The sequence below is a fragment of the Nocardioides massiliensis genome (assembly GCF_030811215.1).
In the GTDB taxonomy this organism is placed as follows: domain Bacteria; phylum Actinomycetota; class Actinomycetes; order Propionibacteriales; family Nocardioidaceae; genus Nocardioides_A; species Nocardioides_A massiliensis.
Genome location: NZ_JAUSQM010000001.1, coordinates 721335 through 740972, shown reverse-complemented (window position 1 = coordinate 740972; position 19638 = coordinate 721335). Strand labels below are relative to the sequence as shown.

Annotated in this window: 19 protein-coding genes; 12 read left to right on the top strand and 7 right to left on the bottom strand. The window is 73.8% G+C overall.

The window, feature by feature from the left end; translation table 11 throughout:
* Positions 1-19: 19 nt before the first annotated feature.
* Entirely contained in the window at positions 20-1261 is a 1242-nt protein-coding gene (locus J2S59_RS03760) for an IS110 family RNA-guided transposase (RefSeq protein ID WP_068124533.1), read from the bottom strand.
* Positions 1262-1506: 245 nt separating this feature from the next.
* On the opposite strand from J2S59_RS03760, the gene J2S59_RS03755 reads away from it, so the two are divergent.
* The 5 genes from J2S59_RS03755 to J2S59_RS03735 are packed head-to-tail and all read left to right on the top strand — an operon-like array spanning position 1507 to position 7841.
* Positions 1507-2988 carry an FAD-dependent oxidoreductase gene (locus J2S59_RS03755; RefSeq protein ID WP_306824822.1) on the top strand — a complete coding sequence of 494 codons (1482 nt, stop codon included), beginning with the start codon at positions 1507-1509 and terminating at the stop codon, positions 2986-2988.
* A complete protein-coding gene (gene nirB, locus J2S59_RS03750) occupies positions 2985-5621 on the top strand; it encodes a nitrite reductase large subunit NirB (RefSeq protein ID WP_068119729.1) in 2637 nt (878 codons plus the stop codon). The genes J2S59_RS03755 and nirB overlap by 4 nt, the downstream gene beginning before the upstream one ends.
* Positions 5618-5968 carry a nitrite reductase small subunit NirD gene (gene nirD / locus J2S59_RS03745; protein ID WP_068119727.1) on the top strand — a complete coding sequence of 117 codons (351 nt, stop codon included), beginning with the start codon at positions 5618-5620 and terminating at the stop codon, positions 5966-5968. Before nirB ends, nirD begins: the two co-directional genes overlap by 4 nt.
* Positions 5965-7164, top strand: coding sequence for a uroporphyrinogen-III synthase (locus J2S59_RS03740; protein ID WP_246360221.1), 1200 nt, complete (start codon positions 5965-5967; stop codon positions 7162-7164). The genes nirD and J2S59_RS03740 overlap by 4 nt, the downstream gene beginning before the upstream one ends.
* Entirely contained in the window at positions 7161-7841 is a 681-nt protein-coding gene (locus J2S59_RS03735; protein WP_068119726.1) for a sirohydrochlorin chelatase, read from the top strand. Before J2S59_RS03740 ends, J2S59_RS03735 begins: the two co-directional genes overlap by 4 nt.
* A gap of 17 nt (positions 7842-7858) precedes the next feature.
* Here J2S59_RS03735 and J2S59_RS03730 read toward each other — a convergent pair whose 3' ends face one another.
* Genes J2S59_RS03730 through J2S59_RS03710 form a run of 5 tightly spaced genes read right to left on the bottom strand, consistent with a single transcriptional unit; the run spans position 7859 to position 12536 of the window.
* Positions 7859-9379, bottom strand: coding sequence for a sodium/solute symporter (locus J2S59_RS03730; RefSeq protein ID WP_306824821.1), 1521 nt, complete (start codon positions 9377-9379; stop codon positions 7859-7861).
* A 24-nt stretch (positions 9380-9403) separates the two neighbouring features.
* On the bottom strand, positions 9404-9748 hold the full coding sequence (locus J2S59_RS03725; RefSeq protein WP_306824820.1) for a hypothetical protein: 345 nt from the start codon (positions 9746-9748) through the stop codon (positions 9404-9406).
* Positions 9749-9777: 29 nt separating this feature from the next.
* Positions 9778-10554 (bottom strand): LytR/AlgR family response regulator transcription factor, encoded by a 777-nt coding sequence (locus J2S59_RS03720; protein ID WP_068116836.1) that lies wholly within the window; start codon positions 10552-10554, stop codon positions 9778-9780.
* On the bottom strand, positions 10551-11678 hold the full coding sequence (locus J2S59_RS03715; RefSeq protein ID WP_068116835.1) for a sensor histidine kinase: 1128 nt from the start codon (positions 11676-11678) through the stop codon (positions 10551-10553). Before J2S59_RS03715 ends, J2S59_RS03720 begins: the two co-directional genes overlap by 4 nt.
* Positions 11679-11696: 18 nt before the next feature.
* Positions 11697-12536, bottom strand: a complete 840-nt coding sequence (locus J2S59_RS03710) for a class I SAM-dependent methyltransferase (RefSeq protein ID WP_068116833.1) — start codon at positions 12534-12536, stop codon at positions 11697-11699.
* Positions 12537-12578: 42 nt separating this feature from the next.
* Between J2S59_RS03710 and J2S59_RS03705 the strand changes: the two genes are divergently transcribed.
* A complete protein-coding gene (locus J2S59_RS03705; RefSeq protein WP_246360081.1) occupies positions 12579-13337 on the top strand; it encodes a Fic family protein in 759 nt (252 codons plus the stop codon).
* Positions 13338-13879: 542 nt separating this feature from the next.
* Here J2S59_RS03705 and J2S59_RS03700 read toward each other — a convergent pair.
* Complete coding sequence (locus tag J2S59_RS03700; protein WP_068116831.1) at positions 13880-14674, bottom strand: HAD family hydrolase; 795 nt, start codon at positions 14672-14674, stop codon at positions 13880-13882.
* A gap of 140 nt (positions 14675-14814) precedes the next feature.
* On the opposite strand from J2S59_RS03700, the gene ssd reads away from it, so the two are divergent.
* The 6 genes from ssd to J2S59_RS03670 all read left to right on the top strand — a co-directional run bounded on the left by ssd (position 14815) and on the right by J2S59_RS03670 (position 19632).
* Positions 14815-15957, top strand: a complete 1143-nt coding sequence (gene ssd, locus J2S59_RS03695; protein WP_068116830.1) for a septum site-determining protein Ssd — start codon at positions 14815-14817, stop codon at positions 15955-15957.
* The gene (locus J2S59_RS03690) at positions 15957-17138 is read left to right on the top strand and encodes a TadA family conjugal transfer-associated ATPase (RefSeq protein WP_068116849.1); all 1182 of its coding nucleotides are present in this window, start codon (positions 15957-15959) and stop codon (positions 17136-17138) included. The genes ssd and J2S59_RS03690 overlap by 1 nt, the downstream gene beginning before the upstream one ends.
* Positions 17135-17929: a type II secretion system F family protein gene (locus tag J2S59_RS03685; protein ID WP_068116825.1), complete on the top strand. Its 795-nt coding sequence runs from the start codon at positions 17135-17137 to the stop codon at positions 17927-17929. Before J2S59_RS03690 ends, J2S59_RS03685 begins: the two co-directional genes overlap by 4 nt.
* On the top strand, positions 17926-18735 hold the full coding sequence (locus J2S59_RS03680) for a type II secretion system F family protein (protein WP_068116823.1): 810 nt from the start codon (positions 17926-17928) through the stop codon (positions 18733-18735). The genes J2S59_RS03685 and J2S59_RS03680 overlap by 4 nt, the downstream gene beginning before the upstream one ends.
* 97 nt (positions 18736-18832) lie before the next feature.
* A complete protein-coding gene (locus tag J2S59_RS03675) occupies positions 18833-19084 on the top strand; it encodes a helix-turn-helix transcriptional regulator (RefSeq protein WP_068116821.1) in 252 nt (83 codons plus the stop codon).
* Positions 19084-19632 (top strand): hypothetical protein, encoded by a 549-nt coding sequence (locus J2S59_RS03670; RefSeq protein ID WP_068116820.1) that lies wholly within the window; start codon positions 19084-19086, stop codon positions 19630-19632. Before J2S59_RS03675 ends, J2S59_RS03670 begins: the two co-directional genes overlap by 1 nt.
* Positions 19633-19638: the final 6 nt, after the last annotated feature.

The following is a 19638-nucleotide window of genomic DNA, read 5'->3' as shown; positions in this document are numbered from 1 at the left end:
TGTGTCAACCTCCGCGCCGTCAGGCGGCGATTTGGTGGTGTTCGTTGAGGACGCGTTGGAAGGCTCGGTGCTGGCTAGGGTCGTAGGTGGCCCGGTCTTGCCAGCAGCGCCAGATGATGTCGACCCAGGCGCGGGCGAGGATCCGGACGGCGTGGGGGTGGTCGTGGTTGCGTGCCCTGGCGCGGTTGTAGAGGTCGGCGGCCCACGGGTTGGCGTGTCGGGAGTCAGCGGCGAAGTCACACAGGGCGTCGCGGAGTTCTTTGTCGCATCCCCACCGGAAGGTGACGGCTTTGACCTTGCCGGACTGCCGCGTCGAGGGCGCGACGCCGGCCAGACAGGCCAGGGAGTCGGCGGTGGGGAACCTGCCGCGGGCGTCCCCGATCTCGGCGAGCAGTCGCGCGGCGCGCACGGTCCCGGAGCGAGGCAGCGAGGTCACGACGTGCGCGTCGGGGTGGACGTCGAGTTGCTCAGCGATCGAGTCCGCGAGCGTGGCGATCTGGGTGTTCAAGCTCCGCAGGACCGCGACGAACGCGAGCGTGGTTGCGGCATGGGGGCCGGTTTCAGCACCGGTGGTGCCGCGGGGCGCAGCGAGCAGCCGTTGGTGCAACACGGCAGGGTCGGTGCGCCCGGAGTAGGCGAGCTTCTTCAGCCATGCTGCGAGCCGGTCGGCGGTGAGCCAGTCGGCTTTGGTCTGGGTGGGGAACCGTTCCAGGAAGGACAGGCTGATCGCGGAGTCCAGGTGGGCGAACAGGTCCACGATGCCGGGGAACACGACCTGCAGGTGCGCGCGGAGCTGGTTGGCTGCCGCGACGCGGTGCGCGACCAGGTCCCGACGAGCACGCACGCTGGAGCGCAGCGCTTGGGTGGCCGGGGTCGATCTGGTCAGCGGGGTCAGGCGACGGCGGTCGGTGCGGACCACATCTGCCAGGACGTAGGCGTCGAACCGGTCGTCCTTGTTGCCGGCCGAGCCGTAGCGCGAGCGGAGGTTCTTGACCTGGTTGGGGCTGATCACCAGCACGGTCAGCTCGGTGGCAAGCAAGGCATCGATGACGGGCCCGTCGCCGCGTTCGATGCCGATCTCGACGACCTCAGCTGCCAACAGACGTCGTACGAGTCGTTTGAGGCCGGCAGCGGTGTGCTCGACGGTGAACCGGTCAAGCACCTCGCCGTCGGGGTCCAGGATGCACACGACGTGGTCGTCCTTGGCCCAGTCCAGACCGGCGCACACTCGTGGTCGGGTCGCTTCAGGGGTCACACTCATGGTCAGTTCCTCGCTGTTGGAGCAGTGAGAGAACACCCGGTGGTCCCGGGACCCTGCAGCCGGTCGCTCACTGATCGGCGCTCATCGGCGCATAGCCCTGTAGCCGGTCGGCGGGTCCTGGGCCACCGGACCTCGCAGAACTCACGCTGGACCTCGAAGGTCGAGCGACCGTGGCGATGGTCCGGTGGGGACCAGGGGTGTACCGGCAACCCATCTGAAGCCACCGACCTGAGGAAGGTAATCCAGTGAGCGGGCGCCGCGTCGTGGTGGTCGGTCACGGCATGGTCGCGGTGCGGCTCGTCGAGCTGCTGGTCGCCGGCGGCTGGATCGACGACGGCGGCAGCGTCGTCGTGGTGGGCGAGGAGGCCGGGCCGGCGTACAACCGGATCCTGCTCTCCGCCGTGCTCGAGGGCACCCACGACGGTGACGCCCTCGCACTGCGCGAGCCCGGCTGGTATGCCGAGCACGGCATCGAGCTGCGCACCGGCGTCCGGGTGCACGGCGTCGACCGCGTGGCCCGCGAGGTCGAGCTGCAGGACGGGAGCCGGGTGGGCTACGACCACCTGGTCCTCGCGACCGGCGCCGTCGCGACGCTCCCGCCGATCCGCGGACTCGTCCTCGAGGACGGCCGGCTCGACCCGCGCGTGCACGCCTTCCGCAGCCTGGCCGACTGCCGCCGGCTGCGCGCCGCGCTCACCGACGCAGCCGAGCCCGTACGCCGCGCGGTGGTGATCGGTGGCGGGCTGCTCGGTCTGCAGGTGGCGCGGGCGCTGGGCGCCCACAGCGTCGTCACCGAGGTCGTGGAGGGTGGTGAGCACCTGCTCTCCCGCCAGCTCGGTCCGGCCGGGGGTGGCGTGCTGGCCCGCGACCTCGCCCGCCTCGGCACGCCCGTCTACACCGGTGCCCGCGCCGTACGCCTGGTGCCGGCACCGGACGCCGAGCACGCCCTCGGGGTGCGCCTCGACAACGGCCACGTGCTGTCGACCGACCTCGTCGTGCTGACCGCGGGCAGCCGGCCGTCGACCCGCCTCGCGCGCCGCTGCGGTCTGGAGGTACGCCGTGGGGTCGTCGTCGACGACCACCTGACCTCCGTGACCGACCCGGCGGTCCACGCCATCGGTGACTGCGCCGAGCACCGCGACCGGGTCGCGGGCTTCGTCGCACCCGGCTGGGAGCAGGCGGAGGTGCTGGCGGCGCGGCTGCTCGGCGCCGACGTGACGTACGACGGCGTGCGCGAGGTCGCGCGCCTGCGTGCCACCGACCTCGACGTCGCGGTGCTCGGCGATCCCGAGCGTGCCACCGGCGAGGTGGTCGAGGTGACCAACCCGCTCGCCGGGTCGCACCGCAAGCTCGTCGTCCGCGACGGCCGGATCGTGGCGGCCGCACTCGTCGGCGACACCTCGCGGGTCGGCCTGCTCACGCAGTACGTCGACCGCGGCACCGTCCTCGGTCCCCGCGAGCCCGGCGAGCTGCTGCTGCCCGACCCGACGACCACCGCTGCGGGCCCCGCCGCCCTCCCCGACGACGTGGAGGTGTGTGCGTGCGCCGGCGTCAGTGCCGGCGCGATCCGCGCGTGCGGCTCGCTCGCCCGCGCCCGCGAGACCACCCGTGCCACCACCGGCTGCGGCGGGTGCGCCGCCACCGTGCGCGCGCTGCTGGCCGCCGCGTCCCCCGACGCCTCCCCTGATGCCCCGCCCCACCCCTCCCGAGAAAGGACCCTGCGATGAGTCCCACCCCCACCGGTCGCCGTCCCCGGATCATCGTCGTCGGCCACGGCATGGTCGGTCACCGCTTCGTCCAGGCCGCCATCGAGCGCGGGCTGGTGGAGACCCATGACGTCCTCGTGCTCGGCGAGGAGGCCCGCCCGGCCTACGACCGGGTCGCTCTCACCTCCTTCTTCGAGGTGGGCGCCGAGGCGCTGTCCCTGCTCCCCGAGGGCGCGTACGACGACCCGCGGGTGCAGCTGCGCACCGGCGTGTGCGTCACCGCCATCGACCCGGAGACGCGGAGGCTGCGGCTGTCCGACGCGACCGAAGAGACGTACGACGAGCTGGTGCTGGCCACCGGTGCGGCGCCGTTCGTGCCACCCGTGCCTGGCAGGGACCTGGACGGTTGCTTCGTCTATCGCACGATCGAGGACCTCGAGGCGATCCGCGACGCCGCCGGTCGGGGGCGACCGGACGGCAGTGGCCCCGCGCGCGGGGTGGTGATCGGGGGCGGGCTGCTGGGGCTCGAGGCGGCGAACGCGCTGCACCAGCTCGGCGTGGAGGCGCACGTGGTGGAGATGGCGCCGCGGCTGATGCCGGTGCAGCTCGACGACGCCGGGGGCACGACGCTGGTGCGTCACGTCGAGGCCCTCGGCGTGCAGGTGCACACCGGGGTCGCCACGACGGAGGTCCTGGGTGACGCGCCGGCCACGGAGGGGGGCCGCGTCACCGGGCTCGGGCTCCGCGACGCCGAACCGCTCGACGCCGAGATCGTCGTCTTCTCCGCCGGCATCCGTCCGCGCGACGCGCTGGCCCGCGACGCCGGCCTGGCGACCGCGGAGCGCGGCGGCGTGCTGGTCGACGAGCAGTGCCGCAGCAGCGACCCGCACGTCTGGGCGGTGGGGGAGTGCGCGGCCCCCGGCGGGCGGATGTACGGCCTCGTCGCCCCGGGCTACGCGATGGCCGAGATCGTCGTCGACGCGCTGCTCGGGGGCGCCGGCGCCTTCACCGGTGCGGACATGTCGACGAAGCTCAAGCTGCTCGGCGTCGACGTGGCCTCCTTCGGCGACGCGTTCGCGACCACCCCGGGTTCGCTCGAGCTGGTCTTCGCCGACGCGGTCGGCGGCCTCTACAAGAAGCTGGTGGTGGGGCCCGCCGGGCCCGACGCCGACGGTGCACCGCGCGACGGCTACGTGCTGCTGGGCGGGATCCTCGTCGGGGACGCGTCGGCGTACGGCGTGCTGCGGCCCCTGGTCTCCAGCGGCATGCTGCTTCCCGACAACCCCGAGGAGCTGATCCTCCCCGCCTCCCGCGGCGCGCTCGAGCTCGGCCTGCCCGACGACGCGGTCGTCTGCTCGTGCAACAACGTCTCCAAGGCCACGATCCTCACGGCGCTCACCGACGGGTCCGACGACGCGGGGCCGTGTGAGGACGTGGCGGCCGTGAAGCGGTGCACCAAGGCGGGCAGCACCTGCGGCTCGTGCGTCGGCACCGTGAAGACGGTCGTCGAGGAGTACTTCGCCGCTGTCGGACGCGAGGTCGACCGGTCGCTGTGCGAGCACTTCGCGCTCACCCGCCAGGAGCTGTTCGACGTGGTGGCCGTGCACGGCTACCGCAGCTTCGACGACGTGGTCGCCGCCCACGGCACGGGGCGCGGATGCGACGTGTGCAAGCCGACGGTCGCGTCGATCCTGGCCAGCCAGCTGAACGGGCACGTGCTGGCCCCGGAGACCGGTGCGCTGCAGGACACCAACGACGCCTACCTGGCCAACATCCAGCGCAACGGCACCTACTCGGTGGTGCCGCGCATCCCGGGCGGGGAGATCACCCCCGATGGACTGATCGTCATCGGCGAGGTCGCCCGCGACTTCGGGCTCTACACCAAGATCACCGGCGGGCAGCGCATCGACCTGTTCGGTGCCCGGATGGAGGAGCTGCCCGCGATCTGGCGCCGGCTGGTCGACGCCGGGTTCGAGTCCGGCCACGCCTACGGCAAGTCGCTGCGCACCGTGAAGTCGTGCGTGGGCTCGACGTGGTGCCGCTACGGCGTGCAGGACTCGGTGCAGCTCGCGATCGACCTCGAGCTGCGCTACCGCGGCCTGCGCTCACCCCACAAGCTCAAGGGCGGGGTGTCGGGCTGCGCCCGGGAGTGCGCCGAGGCGCGCGGCAAGGACTTCGGCGTCATCGCGACCGAGAAGGGGTGGAACCTGTACGTCGGCGGCAACGGCGGGGCCACCCCGCGGCACGCCGAGCTGCTGGTTGCCGACGTCGACACCGCGACGCTCGTGCGCTACCTCGACCGGTTCCTCATGTACTACGTCCGCACCGCCGACCGGCTGCAGCGCACCGCCCCGTGGATCGAGAGCCTCGACGGCGGGCTGGAGCGGGTGCGCGAGGTCGTCGTCGACGACGCGCTCGGCCTCGGCCAGGAGCTGGAGGAGGCCATGGCGCGCCACGTCGCGGGCTACTTCGACGAGTGGGCCGCCACCCTGGAGGACCCGGAGAAGCTGGCGCGCTTCGTGTCCTTCGTCAACGCCCCGCAGACACCGGACCCCGACATCACCTTCACGACCGAGCGCGGCCAGATCCGACCGGCCGCGCCGAGCGAGCCGGTCGACCTCGGCGCCGCCATCCCGGTGGGGGCCCCGCGGTGAGGCACACCGCGCCCGCGCAGGAGTGGGTGCCGGTCTGCGCCCTCGAGGACCTCGACCGTGAGCGTGGGGCCGCCGCACTCGTGCACGGTCGCGCCGTGGCGGTGTTCCGTACCCACGACGACCAGGTCTTCGTCCTCGACAACCGGTGCCCCTACGCGCGGGCGTCGGTGCTGGCACGTGGCATCGTGGGCACCCGCAAGGACACCTGGTTCGTGGCCTCGCCGATGCTCAAGCAGCCCTTCGACCTGCGCACGGGCGTGTGCCTCGACGACCCGACGGTGCGCGTCGCGACGTACGCCGTCCGGGTGGTCGAGGGCCGCGTCGAGGTCGGTGGGCGGCTCCCGTGAGCGTGGCGGAGCCGGCGGCCGGGCGGATGGTCGGGCAGATGGTCGGGCTGGGAGGCGCCGACGACGGTGAGGAGGTCGACGTGGAGCAGACCCGCACGCTCGCGGGCTTCCGCATCGGCGTCACGGCCGCGCGCAAGGTCGAGGAGCAGCGCGCGCTGCTGCACCGGCGCGGGGCGACCACCGAGTGGGCGCCCGCATTGTCGACCGAGCCCAACCAGGTCGACGACGCCGACCTGCGCACCGCGACCGCCGAGGTGCTGGCCCGCCCCGTCGACCTGTTCCTCGCCACCACCGGCATCGGGATGCGGGCATGGTTCGACGCGGCCGCCGCGTGGGGCGAGCTCGACCGGCTGCTCGCCCACCTCGCCACGGCCGAGATCGTCGCGCGCGGACCCAAGAGCGTCGGCGCCCTGCGGCGCCACGGCCTGCGGGAGCTGTGGAGCCCGCCGTCGGAGTGCTTCGACGACGTGCTCGACCACCTGCGCGGCCGGGACCTCAGCGGCACGCGGATCGTCGTGCAGGAGCACGGGCAGTCCCTGTCGATGGTCGCCCACGCACTGCGACGTCAGGGCGCGGATGTCACGACGGTCACCGTCTACCGGGTGCGCGCCGCAGAGGACCCGGGGCCGATGTTCCGGATGGTCGACCTCATCGCCGACCGCGAGCTCGACGCCGTCACCTTCACCTCCGCCCCGGCGGTCGCCGCGCTCATGGAGGCGGCCGCTTCGGTCGGACGCCGTGACGACGTGATCTCCGCGTTCCAGGCCGACGTCGTGGCGACCTGCGTCGGCCCGGTCACCTCGGCCGCGTTCGAGCTGTGGGGGGTGCCGACGATCGAACCCGAGCGCTCCCGGCTCGGGGCGATGGTCCGGCTGCTCGAGATCGAGCTCCCGTCGCGCCGCGACGGTCTCAGCGTCGAGGTCGCCGGACGCGTCCTGCTGCTGCACGGCGACGTGGTGCTGCTCGACGGCATCGAGGTCGGGCTCAGCCCCGGACCGTTCGCGGTCCTCCAGCGCCTGCTCGTGAACCCCGGCCACGTGGTCTCCCGCTCCGACCTGCTCGCCGCGCTGCCCCGCGGCAACGCCTCCTCCGAGCACGCCGTCGAGATGGCCGTCGCCCGGCTGCGCGCCGCGCTGGGGACGCGGACCGTGGAGACGGTCGTGAAACGCGGCTACCGCCTGGCGGTCGGCGGATGAACGGCCCGCCGATCGTGCTCGCCGCCCACGGCACCCGACACGCACCGGGGAACGCGGTGGCCGCCGACCTCGCGGCGCTCGTCGCGGCGCGGTCCGGGCGCCCGGCCCGGGCGGCGTACCTCGAGCTGGCGGCGCCGCTGCTCGACGACGTCCTTGCGTCCGCACCCGACGGCACCGTCGTCGTGCCGTTGCTGCTCTCCGGGGGCATCCACCTGCGCCACGACCTGCCGCATGCGGTAGCACAGGCGGACGGACGGGCGCGGCTCGCCGCGGCGTTGGGTCCTGACCGGCGCCTGGCTCGCGTGCAGGCCGCACGGCTGGACGCGGTGGGCGCGCGCCGCGGGGATCCGGTCGTGCTGCTCGCCGCCGGCAGCACCGATCCGTGTGTCGACGCCGACCTGGCCCGTGCCGCCGAGCTTCTCGCGCAGGAGTGGGACGCGCCCGTCGCGGTGGCCTCCCTGTCCGGTCGTGGGCCGCGACTGGCCGAGGTGGCGCGCCCCGGCATGCCGGTGGCGACCTATCTGCTCGCCGAGGGGCACTTCGCCCGGCGTGCTCGGGCCGAGGCACGAGCAGTGGACGCGGGACCGGTGACACAGGTGCTGGGGCCGGACCCGTTGGTCGCCGAGCTCGCGCTCGCCCGTGCGGCGGCGCTCCCGGCGCTGCTCGCGGTCGGCTGAGGCTCGAGCGTCAGCCCTCAGCCCCGGTCGAGCGGCACGGCCTCCGGGGTGTGCAACCGCACCAGGAACCGCCGTACGCCGACGGGGCGGCGCCGCGGTGTCAGCAGCGAGACCACGATCATCGTGAGGAACGCCGCCGGCACCGTCCAGGCGGCGGGCTGGGCCAGCAGTGCGTCGGCCCAGCCGGTGCGCTCGGTGCCGGCCAGGGTGTCGACCACGGCGATGCCGGACAGCACGCCTCCGACCCCGAGCCCCGCGAGCGCACCGGCGTCGGTGAGACGGGGCCACCAGATCCCCAGGATCAGCAGCGGGCAGAAGGTCGAGGCAGCGACGGCGAAGGCCAGGCCCACGGCGCGCGCCACGCTGACCCCCGAGGTCATCAGGGCCAGCATGAGCGGCACCGCCACCCCCATCAGGGCGGCGGCGCGGAACGCCGTGACCCCGGCGAGCCGCCGGCCGGTGATCTCCTGGCTGAGCACGCCTGCCACGGCGATCGTCAGGCCCGACGAGGTGGACAGGAACGCTGCGAACGCGCCGGCCGTCGTCAGGGCGGAGAGCAGCTCGCCGCCGTACCCGGCGATCATCCGCGCGGGCAGCTCGAGCACGACCGTGTCGCTGGCGCCGGCGCCGACCAGGTCGGGTGCGTAGACCCGGCCGAGGGCGCCGTACACCGGCGGCAGCACATAGAAGAGCCCGAGCAGTCCCAGCACCACCAGCGTCGTACGCCGTGCGGCGCGGCCGTCGGGGTTGGTGTAGAAGCGCACGACCACGTGCGGCAGGCCCATGGTGCCGAGGAAGGTCGCCATGATGAGCGAGTAGGTCGTGTAGAGGACGTACGGCTGGTCCGAGACCATCGGCAGCGCCCAGAGGTCGCCGACCACGGCACCGCCGACGGCGGCCCCCGCAGTCGCCGGCGAGGTGGCGCCGTCGCCGATCCAGATCAGCAGCAGGAAGAACGCGGGGACGAGCAGCGCGGTGAGCTTGAGCCAGTACTGGAACGCCTGCACGAAGGTCACCGAGCGCATGCCGCCGGTGAAGACGTTGACCACGACCACGGTGGCGACCAGAACGCCGCCGAGCCAAGACGGCGCGCCGGTGATCGTGCGCAGCGCCAGCCCGGCGCCCTGGAACTGCGGCATCAGGTAGAGCCACCCGATCGCGACCACCAGCACCGACGACACGATCCGGACCGGGCGCGACTCCAGCCGGGTCTCGGCGAAGTCCGGCAGCGTGTAGGCACCGGAGCGGCGCAGCGGCGCGGCCACCAGCACGAGCAGGACGAGGTAGCCGGCCGTCCAGCCGACCGGGTACCACAGCATCTCGGCGCCGTAGGCGAGCACGAGGCCGGCGACGCCCAGGAACGAGGCGGCCGAGAGGTACTCCCCGCCGATGGCCGAGGCGTTGAGCCGCGGGCGCACGGTCCGGGAGGCGACGAAGAAGTCGCTGGTCGTCCGTGAGAACCGCAGGCCCCAGGTGCCGATCGCCAGCGTCGCCAGGACGACCGTCGTGACGGCGACGACGGCCAGCCCGGTGCTCATGGGTCAGTGCTCACTGCTGGGTGCTCACGAACGCTCGACGACGTCGGCGAAGGCCTGCTCGTTGCGCTCCGCGGCGCGGACGTAGAGCCAGCCCAGGACCACCAGCACGGGGTAGATGCCGAACGCGAGCATCACCCAGGGCAGCGGCATGCCCAGCACGAGGATGTCGTTGAGGCCGGGGAACTGGAGGAACACCAGCGGCAGCGCGCCGACGGTCACGGTGAGCGCCACCAGCACGATGACGGCGAGCCGGAGCTGGGCCCGCAGCAGGGAGGTCATGTAGACCTCGCCGACGAGGGACTGCCGGTCGATCTCCGCCACCCCCGTACGCCGTGGGGGTCGCGGTCGGCGCGCCCGTGGGGAGGTCACGCGCACCCGCGCGGGAGGGTGGTCGGGGTTCATCGCTCGGCGCGCGGCCGCGCCCGCCGGATGAGCAGGTCGCGCAGCTCGCGGGTGTGCCGGCGGCTCACCGCGAGCTCCTGGTCGCCGACCACGACGGTGCAGCGCCCGCTGTCCATGCGGACCTCACTGATGTGCGAGAGCGCCACCAGCAACGAGCGGTGGATCCGCACGAACCCGGACGCCGCCCACTCCTCCTCGAGCGACGACAGCGGGACCCGCACCAGGTGGCTGCCGGAGGCCGTGTGCAAGCGCGCGTAGTCGCCCTGCGCCTCGACGTAGCGCACGTCTGCGCGCGACACGAAGCGCGTCACCCCGCCGAGCTCCACCGCGATCGTGTCGTCGACGTCCGGGGCTGAGGTGTCGCGGGTGTCGATGATCCGGCGCACCGCCTCGGCCAGCCGCTCGGGACGCACGGGTTTGAGCACGTAGTCGACGACGTCGAGCTCGAAGGCGTCGACGGCGTGCTCGTCGTACGCCGTCACAAAGACGACCGGGGGCGGGTGCTTGAACTGCGCGAGCACGCGGGCGAGGTCGAGCCCCGTCAGCCCGGGCATACGGATGTCGGAGAAGACCCCGTCGACCGTGCCCTCCTGGAGGATCCGCAGCGCCTCGGCGGCGGAGTCGGTCGCGCGCACGGCCCCCACGCGGGGATCGAGACCGAGGAGGTAGCTGAGCTCGTCGAGGGCGTGCCGCTCGTCGTCGACCACCAGGACGCGCAGCCGCGCCGCGGCGTCCGGGGCGGCGCTCGGGACGGGGCTCGGGACAGGGCTCATGGGTGCACTCCGGGGGAGAACTTCGGCACGTGCACGATAACCCTCGTGCCGGCTCCCGGGGCGGTCTCCACGACGAGGCCGTAGTCGTCGCCGAAGGCGACCCGCAGCCGCTCGTCGACGTTGGCGAGTCCGACCGAGCCGCTCTCCAGCGCCCCGGCCAACGCCTGCCGGATGCGCTCGGGGTCCTCGCCGGTGCCGTCGTCCTCGACCGTGATCACGCAGTCGCGGTCGTAGTCCTCCGCGGTGATGGTGATGGTGCCGGTGCCGGCCTTCTGCTCGAACCCGTGGCGTACGGCGTTCTCCACCAGCGGCTGCAGGCACAGGAACGGCACGGTCACCGGGAGCACCTCCGGCGCGACCCGCAGCGTCACCTGCAGCCGCTCGCCGAAGCGCGCCTTCTCCAGCAGCAGGTAGCGCTCGATCGACTTCAGCTCCTCGGCCAGCGTCGTGAACTGGCCGTGCTCGCGGAAGGAGTAGCGGGTGAAGTCGGCGAACTCCAGCAGCAGGTCGCGGGCCCGCTCGGGATCGGTGCGGACGAACGACGCGATCGCCGACAGGGAGTTGTAGATGAAGTGCGGGCTGATCTGCGCGCGCAGGGCACGCACCTCGGCCTCGATCAGCCGGGTCCGCGACGCGTCGAGCTCGGCGAGCTCCAGCTGGCCGGAGACCCAGCGACCCACCTCGGTGGTGGCGCGCACCAGCCCGGCGGAGGCACGCGGGGCGAACACCTGCAGCGTCCCGACCGGCACCTCGTCGGCGACCAGGGGGACGACGATCGCCTGGCGCACGACGCACCCGGGGTCGTCGCAGGTGATGGTGCGGCGCTCGACGACGGCAGGGCCGCCGGCCTCGTCGGCGTGGGCGATGAGCGCCGCCGTCTGGGGGGCGTGGTGCTGGGCCTTGCCGTCCCAGGCCAGAAGGTCGGCGGTGTCCGTCAGCGCGACGGCGGGCGCGCCGAGCAGCGAGCGCAGGTGACGGATGCTGCGCTCCGCGGTGGAGCGCGTGAGCCCGTCGCGCAGCGGTGGTGCGGCGAGGGACGCGGTGTGCAGCGTCCGGAAGGTGGCGCGGTCGGACTCCGAGCCGAGCTGACTACGTCCGAACAGACTGCGTCCGAACAGACCCATGGCGCTCGCCCCGTCCCGTCAGCGGAAGTCGATCAGCAGGGCGTCGGTGCCGAGCGGGTCGGCGCCGGCGTCGTCGGGCTCCGGGCCGGTGTCGAGGACCGTCGCGCGGTAGGAGTGCGTCAGGTAGGGCAGCAGCATCCCGTCGGGGCCGCGGCCGTACTCGTCGTAGAGCGCGTCCGCGCGGTCGAGGATCTCCGCGCGCTGCTCCTCCGACGCCAGCGAGACCACGGAGTTCGAGGAGACCAGCGCGGCCAGCGACGTGCGGTCGAGGGGGTGCCAGAACCGGAACGCCGCCGTCTCGACCTCGCCGAACAGCTCGGAGGCCGTGAGCGCCGCCACCGGCTCCGGGGGCACCTCGGCCGGTGACCCGATCAGCTCGCGCAGGCGGCGTACCCAGGGGATGCGGGTGTCCATGATGTTCCACGCCCAGGCCAGCACTCCGCCCGGACGCAGCACGCGCGCGGCCTCGGCCAGGACGCGCTCGTGGTCGAACCAGTGCGCCGCCTGGGCGGCGACCACGACGTCGACGCTGCGGTTCGCGACCGGCAGCTGCTCGGCGGCCGCCTGTGCGGTGGCGAGCCCGGTTGGTGGGGCGGCGTGCTGCTCGCGCAGCCGGCGCAGCATCTTCGCGTCGGGCTCGGTGGCGAGCACCTCGTGCCCGCGTCCGACGAGGCGTTCGGTGAGCTTGCCGGTGCCGGCGCCGAGTTCGAGCACGCGCGCCGGGCGGTCGCCGACCAGCCACCCGACGGCGTCGTCGGGATAGGACGGGCGGGCCCGGTCGTAGTCCGCGGCCACGGCTCCGAACGAACGGGCGTAGCGGCCCCGCTCGGGGGTGCGGGAGGGGTGGACGTCGGCCATCGGCGCGAGGCTACCCGATGTGGCACCGATAGCCTGGCGCCCGTGACCGGTCCCGCCAGCGCCGCCTCTTCCCCCGCCGACTCGCGCTCGGACCCGTTGGGGGCGCTGCTGCGTCTCGACGGTGTTCCCTCGGCGTACGCCGGCTGTCGCGACGGCATCGACGCACTGCTGCGCGACCGCGGTCTGCGACGCACGCGACCCGAGCAGACGGGGGAGTCGCTGCTCGTCGGCGCCCACGCCAGCGCCGTGCTCGAGGGGTCGGGCTCGTCGCTGGAGCAGGCGCGCGACGGCGCTGCCGACGACGTCGCCCGCGCCGCCGTACGGGTCAGCGCCGAGCTGCTCGGCCTCGCGCCGCTGCTCGACACCGCACCCCTGCAGGCCTTCGCCCGCATCCACACCCTCGCCGGCGCCGGCGACCTGCCCGACGAGCGGCTCGGACGCCCGCGCGACGCCGACGCTGCCGGCGCGCTCACCACGCTCGCGCGCGCCCTCACCGGCCCGACCGAGGCGCCCGCGCTGCTGGTCGCCGCCGTCGTGCACGCCGAGATCGCCACCGGCGCACCCTTCGGCTCCCACAACGGCATCGTCGCCCGCGCCGCCGAGCGCCTGGTCCTGGTCGCCCGTGGCGTCGACCCCACCTCCGTGATCGTCCCCGAGGCCGGCCACCTGCGCCTGCGCCCGGCGTACGAGTCCAACCTGCGCGGCTACCGCGACGGCGGGCAGGCCGGCGTGCACGCCTGGCTGCTCTACGCCGTCGAGGCCTACACCGCCGGCGTCGAGGCCTCCCCCCTGCGCGGTTGAGCGGCGCGGCAGTTTCACTCGTCCTGAGTAGCCGAGGGACGAGGCATATCGAAGGGCCGCCCGACTAACGACACGCCCGCTTGCCTGTCCTGAGTAGCCGAGGGACGAGGCGTATCGAAGGGTCGAACGAAACTGCCGCCCCGAACGCCCGGTTTCGTTCGACGAGGGGTGCAGATGGTGCAGGTGCGATCGGCGCGGGATCCGCACGCGCCGTCCCAGAACGCAGCGAAGGAGCGCCGCACTGCTTGAGTTGCGACGCTCCTTGCTGACACATGAGACCTGGCTACCAAGCGTGCACTGTCTCCATAAGTCGCCGCGGGACAAGCCCGAGGACGACGCCCTCAACGAAGGGAGATCGCCGCGTGGGTACCTGGCTCATGTGTACGTCTGTTGAGTTCTGAGTCCTTTGTACGCCGGGCTCCCGGGGTTCGCAAGACTTGACTTCCCTGCCCCACTCTGCTGTTGACAGAACCGTCGTCGTTGTGGCCCCGAACGATCAGAACCCAAGCGCCACGGGGGTTTTCGGTACGTCGTGAGCTCGGTCAGGCGCCGTCGACGCGGCGCCGCGATCCCCACCAGAGCGCGCCGCCCAGCGCCGCACCACCGAGCGCGAGCGCGGTGAGCGTCGGCTTGGTGGGCGGCAGGGGGACGCGGGGACGCAGCGCGACCGGGCGCGAGAAGACCAGGATCGGCCAGCCCCGCTCGGTCGCCACCTTGCGCAGGTCGCGGTCGGGGTTGACGGCGTGCGGGTGACCGACCGCCTCCAGCATGGGCACGTCGGTGATGGAGTCGCTGTAGGCGTAGCACTGCGCGAGGTCGTAGCCGTGCTGCTCGGCGAGCTCGCGGATCGCGACCGCCTTCTGCTCCCCGTAAGCGTAGTAGCTGATCTCACCGGTGTACTTGCCGTCGACGATCTCCATCTGCGTGGCCACGACGGTGTCGGCGCCGAGCAGCTCGCCGATCGGCTCGACCACGTCGGCGCCCGACGTCGACACGATCACGATGTCGCGACCGGCCAGGCCGTGCTCCTCGATCAGCGAGACCGCCTCGTCGTACACCAGCGGCTCGACGACGTTGTGCAGCGTGTCGGCGACGATCTCGCGCACGGTCGCGACGTCCCACCCGGCGGTGAGCTCGGACATGAAGGAGCGCAGCTTCTCCATCTGGTCGTGGTCGGCGCCCCCGACGAGATAGACGAACTGGGCGTACGCCGAGCGCAGCATCGCGCCGCGGGAGATCAGTCCGCCGGCCTGGAACGGCTTGCTGAACGCGAGCGTGCTCGACTTCGCGATGATGGTCTTGTCGAGGTCGAAGAATGCCGCGGTCGCACGGGCCATGGCTCCACGATAGGGCCACGCGGCGTGCGCCACCGACCGGCGTGACCGTCCGCCGTCCCCAACCGGTGCCAGGGGCGGTGTCGTCCCCAGCCGGACTCGCGGGTCCGGCGGGAGGTCGGGCGAGCCCGCAGGGTGCGGTCATGAGCGTCTCCCGGCACCCGGACCCCGACCCGGCACCCCACGCGAGCGTCCCTGTCCTGCTGGTGACGGCCGATCCCGAGCTGCGTGCGGCCGTCCAGCGCCTCGCCGCGGCAGCCGGTGTCGGGGTGGAGGTCTCCGACTCCGCTGGTACGCCGTCCACCTGGCGCGAGGCCGCCCTGGTCCTGGTCGGGTCCGACGTGGCGGCGGTGGTCGCCGACGGCGCCTGGCCGGCGCGCTCCGACCTGCTGGTGGTGACCCGGCACCGTGACGGGCCCGACCCGGGGTTGTTCCGCGCCGCGCTCGCTGCTGGTGCCCGCGGTGTCGTGGTGCTGCCCGACGACGACGGCGCCCTGGTCGAGCTCCTCACCGACGCCGCCGACCGGCCCGCCGGCGTCGGGCCGCGAGGCCGTGTCATCGGCGTCGTCGCCGGCAGCGGGGGAGCCGGAGCCACCACCGTGGCAGCCGCCGTCAGCGAGGCGGCAGCGCGCGAGGGCGCGTGCCTCGCGATCGACCTCGATCCGTGGAGCGGCGGTCTGGACCGGGTGCTGGGACTCGAGCGCGAGGACGGCCTGCGCTGGGACGGGTTGCAGGGGATCCGTGGCCGACTCGGTGCCGGCGCGTTGCATGATGCGGTGCCGCGCCGTGAGCAGCTCGGCGTCCTCGCCTGGGGTCCGCCGTCCGGGCTCGCCACCCTCGACGCGCAACGAGCCGGCCCCGACGTCGCGACCGTCCGCACGGTCCTTGCCGCAGCCGTGCGCGGCCACCACCACGTCGTCATCGACCTGCCGCGCACGACCTCCCCCGCCGTCCTCGAGGCTGCCGGCCGGTGTGACCTGGTGGTCGTCGTGGGCGGGCGCACGGTCGCCGCCGCTGCGGCGACCCATCGCGTGGCCACGGTCTTCGGACTGCATGCCCGTGAGCTCGCCCTGGTCACGCGCGGACGCAGTCGGGGCCTGCGGGCGGAGGAGATCGCGGCGGCGCTCGGGGTGCCCCTGATCGCCGACCTGCCCGAGCTGCGACGGCTGCCCGAGGTGGTCGATCTCGGTGGCGGTGCGCTACGGGCCGGCGGCCGGCTGCTCGAGCGGGTGGCGCGTGCGGTCCTCGAGCGGGCGCACGCCTCGTGGGCCGCGCAGGCGGCGTGATGCGCGCCGATCGCGAGGGCGGAAGCGCGGTCGCGGAGCTCGTCGAGACGGTGCGGGCGCGGCTGGCCCGCGAAGGCAGCGGCCTGAGCCCGGCCCGGGTCGCCGCCGCCCTGCGCGAGTCCGGCGATCCGGTGGGCGACGCGACGGTGCTGGCCGTCCACGACGCGCTGACCCGCGACGTCACCGGCGCCGGGGTGCTCGAGCCACTGCTGCGCACGCCGGGCGTCACCGACGTCCTCGTCAACGGTCCCGACGAGGTCTACCTCGACCGCGGACGAGGACTGGAGCGCTCCGAGGTGCGCCTCAGCGACGACGCGGCCGTCCGACGGCTGGCCCAGCGGCTCGCCGCCGCGGGCGGACGACGTCTCGACGATGCCACGCCGTACGTCGACGTACGCCTGCAGGACGGCACGCGGTTCCACGCCGTCCTGGCACCGCTGGCCCGTCCCGGCACGACGCTCTCGCTGCGGGTTCCCCGCAACCGGGTCTTCACCCTCGACGAGCTCGTGGCCAGCGGGACGCTGCCACCGGCCGGCGCGCGGGTCCTGCGGCTGCTCGTCGGGTCACGGCGGGCCTTCCTCGTCAGCGGGGGCACGGGCACCGGGAAGACGACACTGCTGTCCGCGCTGCTCTCGGTCGCCGATCCTGCAGAGCGCCTGGTGCTGGTCGAGGACGCCAGCGAGCTGCGTCCCGACCACCCGCACGTGGTGGGCCTCGAGGCGCGTCCGGCCAACCTCGAGGGCGCCGGGCAGGTCACCGTCCAGGACCTGGTCCGCCAGGCGCTGCGGATGCGCCCGGACCGCCTCGTCGTCGGCGAGGTCCGGGGCGCCGAGGTGACCGACATGCTCGCCGCGATGAACACCGGTCACGAGGGCGGGTGCGGGACGGTCCACGCCAACTCGGCGGCCGACGTGCCGGTACGCATCGAGGGTCTCGCGCTGGCGGCGGGATGGGGCCGCGACGCCGCCCACAGCCAGCTCGCCTCGGCGCTCGACGTCGTGGTCCACCTGGGGCGCGGGCGCGACGGCGTACGCCGGGTGCAGGAGGTGGGCGTCGTCCGGCGTACCCCTGACGGGTGGGTGCAGGTGGTGCCGGCCGTGAGCTTCCGGGCGGATGGCGAGGTCGTGGCCGGTGTCGGTGCCGACGAGCTCGCCTCGCTCCTGGAGGGTGCTGCGCCATGAGCCCGGTCGCGGCCCTCGCCGTCGTCCTCCTGGTGGTGGGCGTGCTGCTCGCGCTCCCGGCATCCGCGACCGGACGGGCCCGGCAGGTGCTGCCCCGCCCGGCGGCGAGGAGGCGGAAGCCCGTGCGGGTGCTGCTCCCGACAGTGGTCGTCGTCGGGGCGGTCGTCCTCGTCACCGACCTCGCGACCACGTTGCTCGTGCTCGTCGTGACCGGCGTCGCCCTCGGGGTGCGCACGCTCGTCACGATGACCCGTCAGCGCCGGCTCGCCGAGCAGACCACCGTGCGGGTCATCGAGGCGTGCACGACGATCGCCGGTGACCTGGCCGCGGGAAGGCCGGCGCGGGACGCGCTACGCCAAGCCGCGCGCGAGTGGCCGGAGCTGGCCCCGGTGGCGGCCGCAGAGGAGCTCGGCGCGGACGTCCCCGCGGCACTGCGGGTCACCGCGCGCTCGCCGGGTGCCGACGGTCTGCGCGTGGTGGCTGCGGCGTGGGAGGTGTCCTCGCGCTCGGGAGCCGGGCTCGCCGACACGTTGCACGAGCTCGCCAGCACGCTGCGCGCCGACCGGTCGACCGCGCTGGTCGTGGCCTCGGAGCTGTCGTCGGCACGGGCGACCGCGCGGCTGATGGCGGTGCTGCCGGTGCTGGTCCTGGGCCTGGGCACCGGCATCGGTGGTGACCCCTGGGGCTTTCTGCTGCAGACCGTGCCGGGACTCCTCTGTCTCGGGGTCGGTCTGGGGTTCGCCTTCCTCGGGGTGGCCTGGATCGAGCGGCTCGCGCGGACCGTCCCGTGACGGCCCTCCTCGTCGCCGGCGTCCTGGCGGTGGGTACGGCGCTGCTCGTGCCGGCGCCCGGGCGCCTGTCCGTCGCGGCGCTGTCCGGTCTGCCCCTGCCCGGGCGACCTCTGTCCGCGAGCGGACCCGGCCCGGGCGGGTCCGTCATCGCGGGCGGTGTCAAGGCACGCGCCGACGAGGACCGGTTGCACCGCACCGCACCGTGGTGGGCCTGTGGCGGTGGTGCCGGGGTCTACCTGCTCATCGGCGGAGTGCTCGGGCTGATGGCGGGCGTCACCGTCGCCGTCGCGCTGACCCGGATGATCCGGGCGGCGGAGCTGCCGTCGGCCCGGCGGCGGCGTGAGGAGCTCGCTGCTGCCCTGCCCGCGGTCGTCGACCTGGTCGCGGCCGGGCTGGCCGCCGGGGCCGCCCCGGATCGGGCGATCGACCAGGTCGGGCGCGCCTGGGGCGGCACGGTCGAGGAGGACCTCGTCGTCCTGGGTCGCCGGCTCGTCCTGGGGGCCGACCCCGTGGAGGTGTGGCGCGACCTGAGTGCCGACCCGCACTGGGCGCCGCTGGGGCGAGCCCTGACCCGGGCCACGGAGTCCGGCGCCTCGCTTGCGCCTGCCCTGCGCGACCTCGCCCAGGACCTGCGGCGTACGCGTCGTGCCGAGGCGGAGGGGCGGGCCCGCAGCGTCAGCACGCGCGCGGCCGCACCCCTGGGGCTGTGCATGCTCCCCGCCTTCGTCCTGGTCGGCGTGATCCCCATGATCGTCGCCGGGCTCGGCGCCGCCGGACTGACCGAGCTCTTCGGGGGCGGTCGCTGACCCGACTGCACCCGGGCAGTCCGAGCGCACTGGTCTCGTCGGGACGAATGTCAAGGATCCTTGACACCTAGTGTCAAGGATCCTTAACATCGCGGTCATGGGTCCTCGTGCCTCCGGCCGCACCGCCGCCGCCGAGCGGCACAACGCCGTCCGGCGCCACCGGCGTGATCACGGCCTGTCACAGGCGGCACTGGCCGAGGGCGTCGGGGTGAGTCGGCAGACGGTGATCGCGATCGAGCAGGGCGACTACGCGCCCTCGGTCTATCTCGCCCTGCGGTTGGCGCGGGCGCTGGGGACGAGCGTCGAGGTGCTCTTCGGCGACGAGACGGACGAGACAGGGGAGCAGTGATGGCACGGAGCACGGCGTCGGGCAAGGGATCGACCAGGTCGGCGTTCGACAGGTTCGCCGACCGGTTGATGGACGTCGACCGGGCGTACGGCGACGAGCGCGAGCGTGCGGTCCTCATGGAGGCGAACGCCTTCGGTCTGAGCATCGGCATCTTCGCCGCGCTCTTCGCCGCGCTGGTGCTGGCCGTCGTCGGTCAGCTGCTCGCACCGTTGCTGTTCGTGATGCTGGCGATCCTCCCAGCGAGCGCAGCCGGGCTCTACGCGCGGCGCCGTCAGGTCGACGCCGTCGAGCTGGCGGAGCGGACCGGTGCACGCTCCACGCAGGTGGCGACCGTGGTCATCGGGTTGCTGGTGGTGCTGGTCTTCGCCGCGATGGCGGTGACGGTGTATGCCGACGGCCCGCTGGTCGCCGCGCCGACGCAGCGACCGAGCGAAGGGGTCTGGGGTGGCATGGTCCAGGGCGGCGTGGTCGGCGGGATGCTGGGCGGCCTGGCAACCGCGGTCGGTGGACTCGTGACCATCGCCAAGGCGCGGCGCGCGGTCGGCTGAGCGCGA

Coding starts and splice junctions, on each gene's coding strand:
- J2S59_RS03760 (WP_068124533.1), bottom strand. CDS start 1,261: ATGAGTGTGACCCCTGAAGCGACCCGACCACGAGTGTGCGCCGGTCTG.
- nirB (WP_068119729.1), top strand. CDS start 2,985: ATGAGTCCCACCCCCACCGGTCGCCGTCCCCGGATCATCGTCGTCGGC.
- J2S59_RS03735 (WP_068119726.1), top strand. CDS start 7,161: ATGAACGGCCCGCCGATCGTGCTCGCCGCCCACGGCACCCGACACGCA.
- J2S59_RS03730 (WP_306824821.1), bottom strand. CDS start 9,379: ATGAGCACCGGGCTGGCCGTCGTCGCCGTCACGACGGTCGTCCTGGCG.
- J2S59_RS03720 (WP_068116836.1), bottom strand. CDS start 10,554: ATGAGCCCTGTCCCGAGCCCCGTCCCGAGCGCCGCCCCGGACGCCGCG.
- J2S59_RS03715 (WP_068116835.1), bottom strand. CDS start 11,678: ATGGGTCTGTTCGGACGCAGTCTGTTCGGACGTAGTCAGCTCGGCTCG.
- J2S59_RS03710 (WP_068116833.1), bottom strand. CDS start 12,536: ATGGCCGACGTCCACCCCTCCCGCACCCCCGAGCGGGGCCGCTACGCC.
- J2S59_RS03700 (WP_068116831.1), bottom strand. CDS start 14,674: ATGGCCCGTGCGACCGCGGCATTCTTCGACCTCGACAAGACCATCATC.
- ssd (WP_068116830.1), top strand. CDS start 14,815: ATGAGCGTCTCCCGGCACCCGGACCCCGACCCGGCACCCCACGCGAGC.
- J2S59_RS03690 (WP_068116849.1), top strand. CDS start 15,957: ATGCGCGCCGATCGCGAGGGCGGAAGCGCGGTCGCGGAGCTCGTCGAG.
- J2S59_RS03685 (WP_068116825.1), top strand. CDS start 17,135: ATGAGCCCGGTCGCGGCCCTCGCCGTCGTCCTCCTGGTGGTGGGCGTG.
- J2S59_RS03675 (WP_068116821.1), top strand. CDS start 18,833: ATGGGTCCTCGTGCCTCCGGCCGCACCGCCGCCGCCGAGCGGCACAAC.
- J2S59_RS03670 (WP_068116820.1), top strand. CDS start 19,084: ATGGCACGGAGCACGGCGTCGGGCAAGGGATCGACCAGGTCGGCGTTC.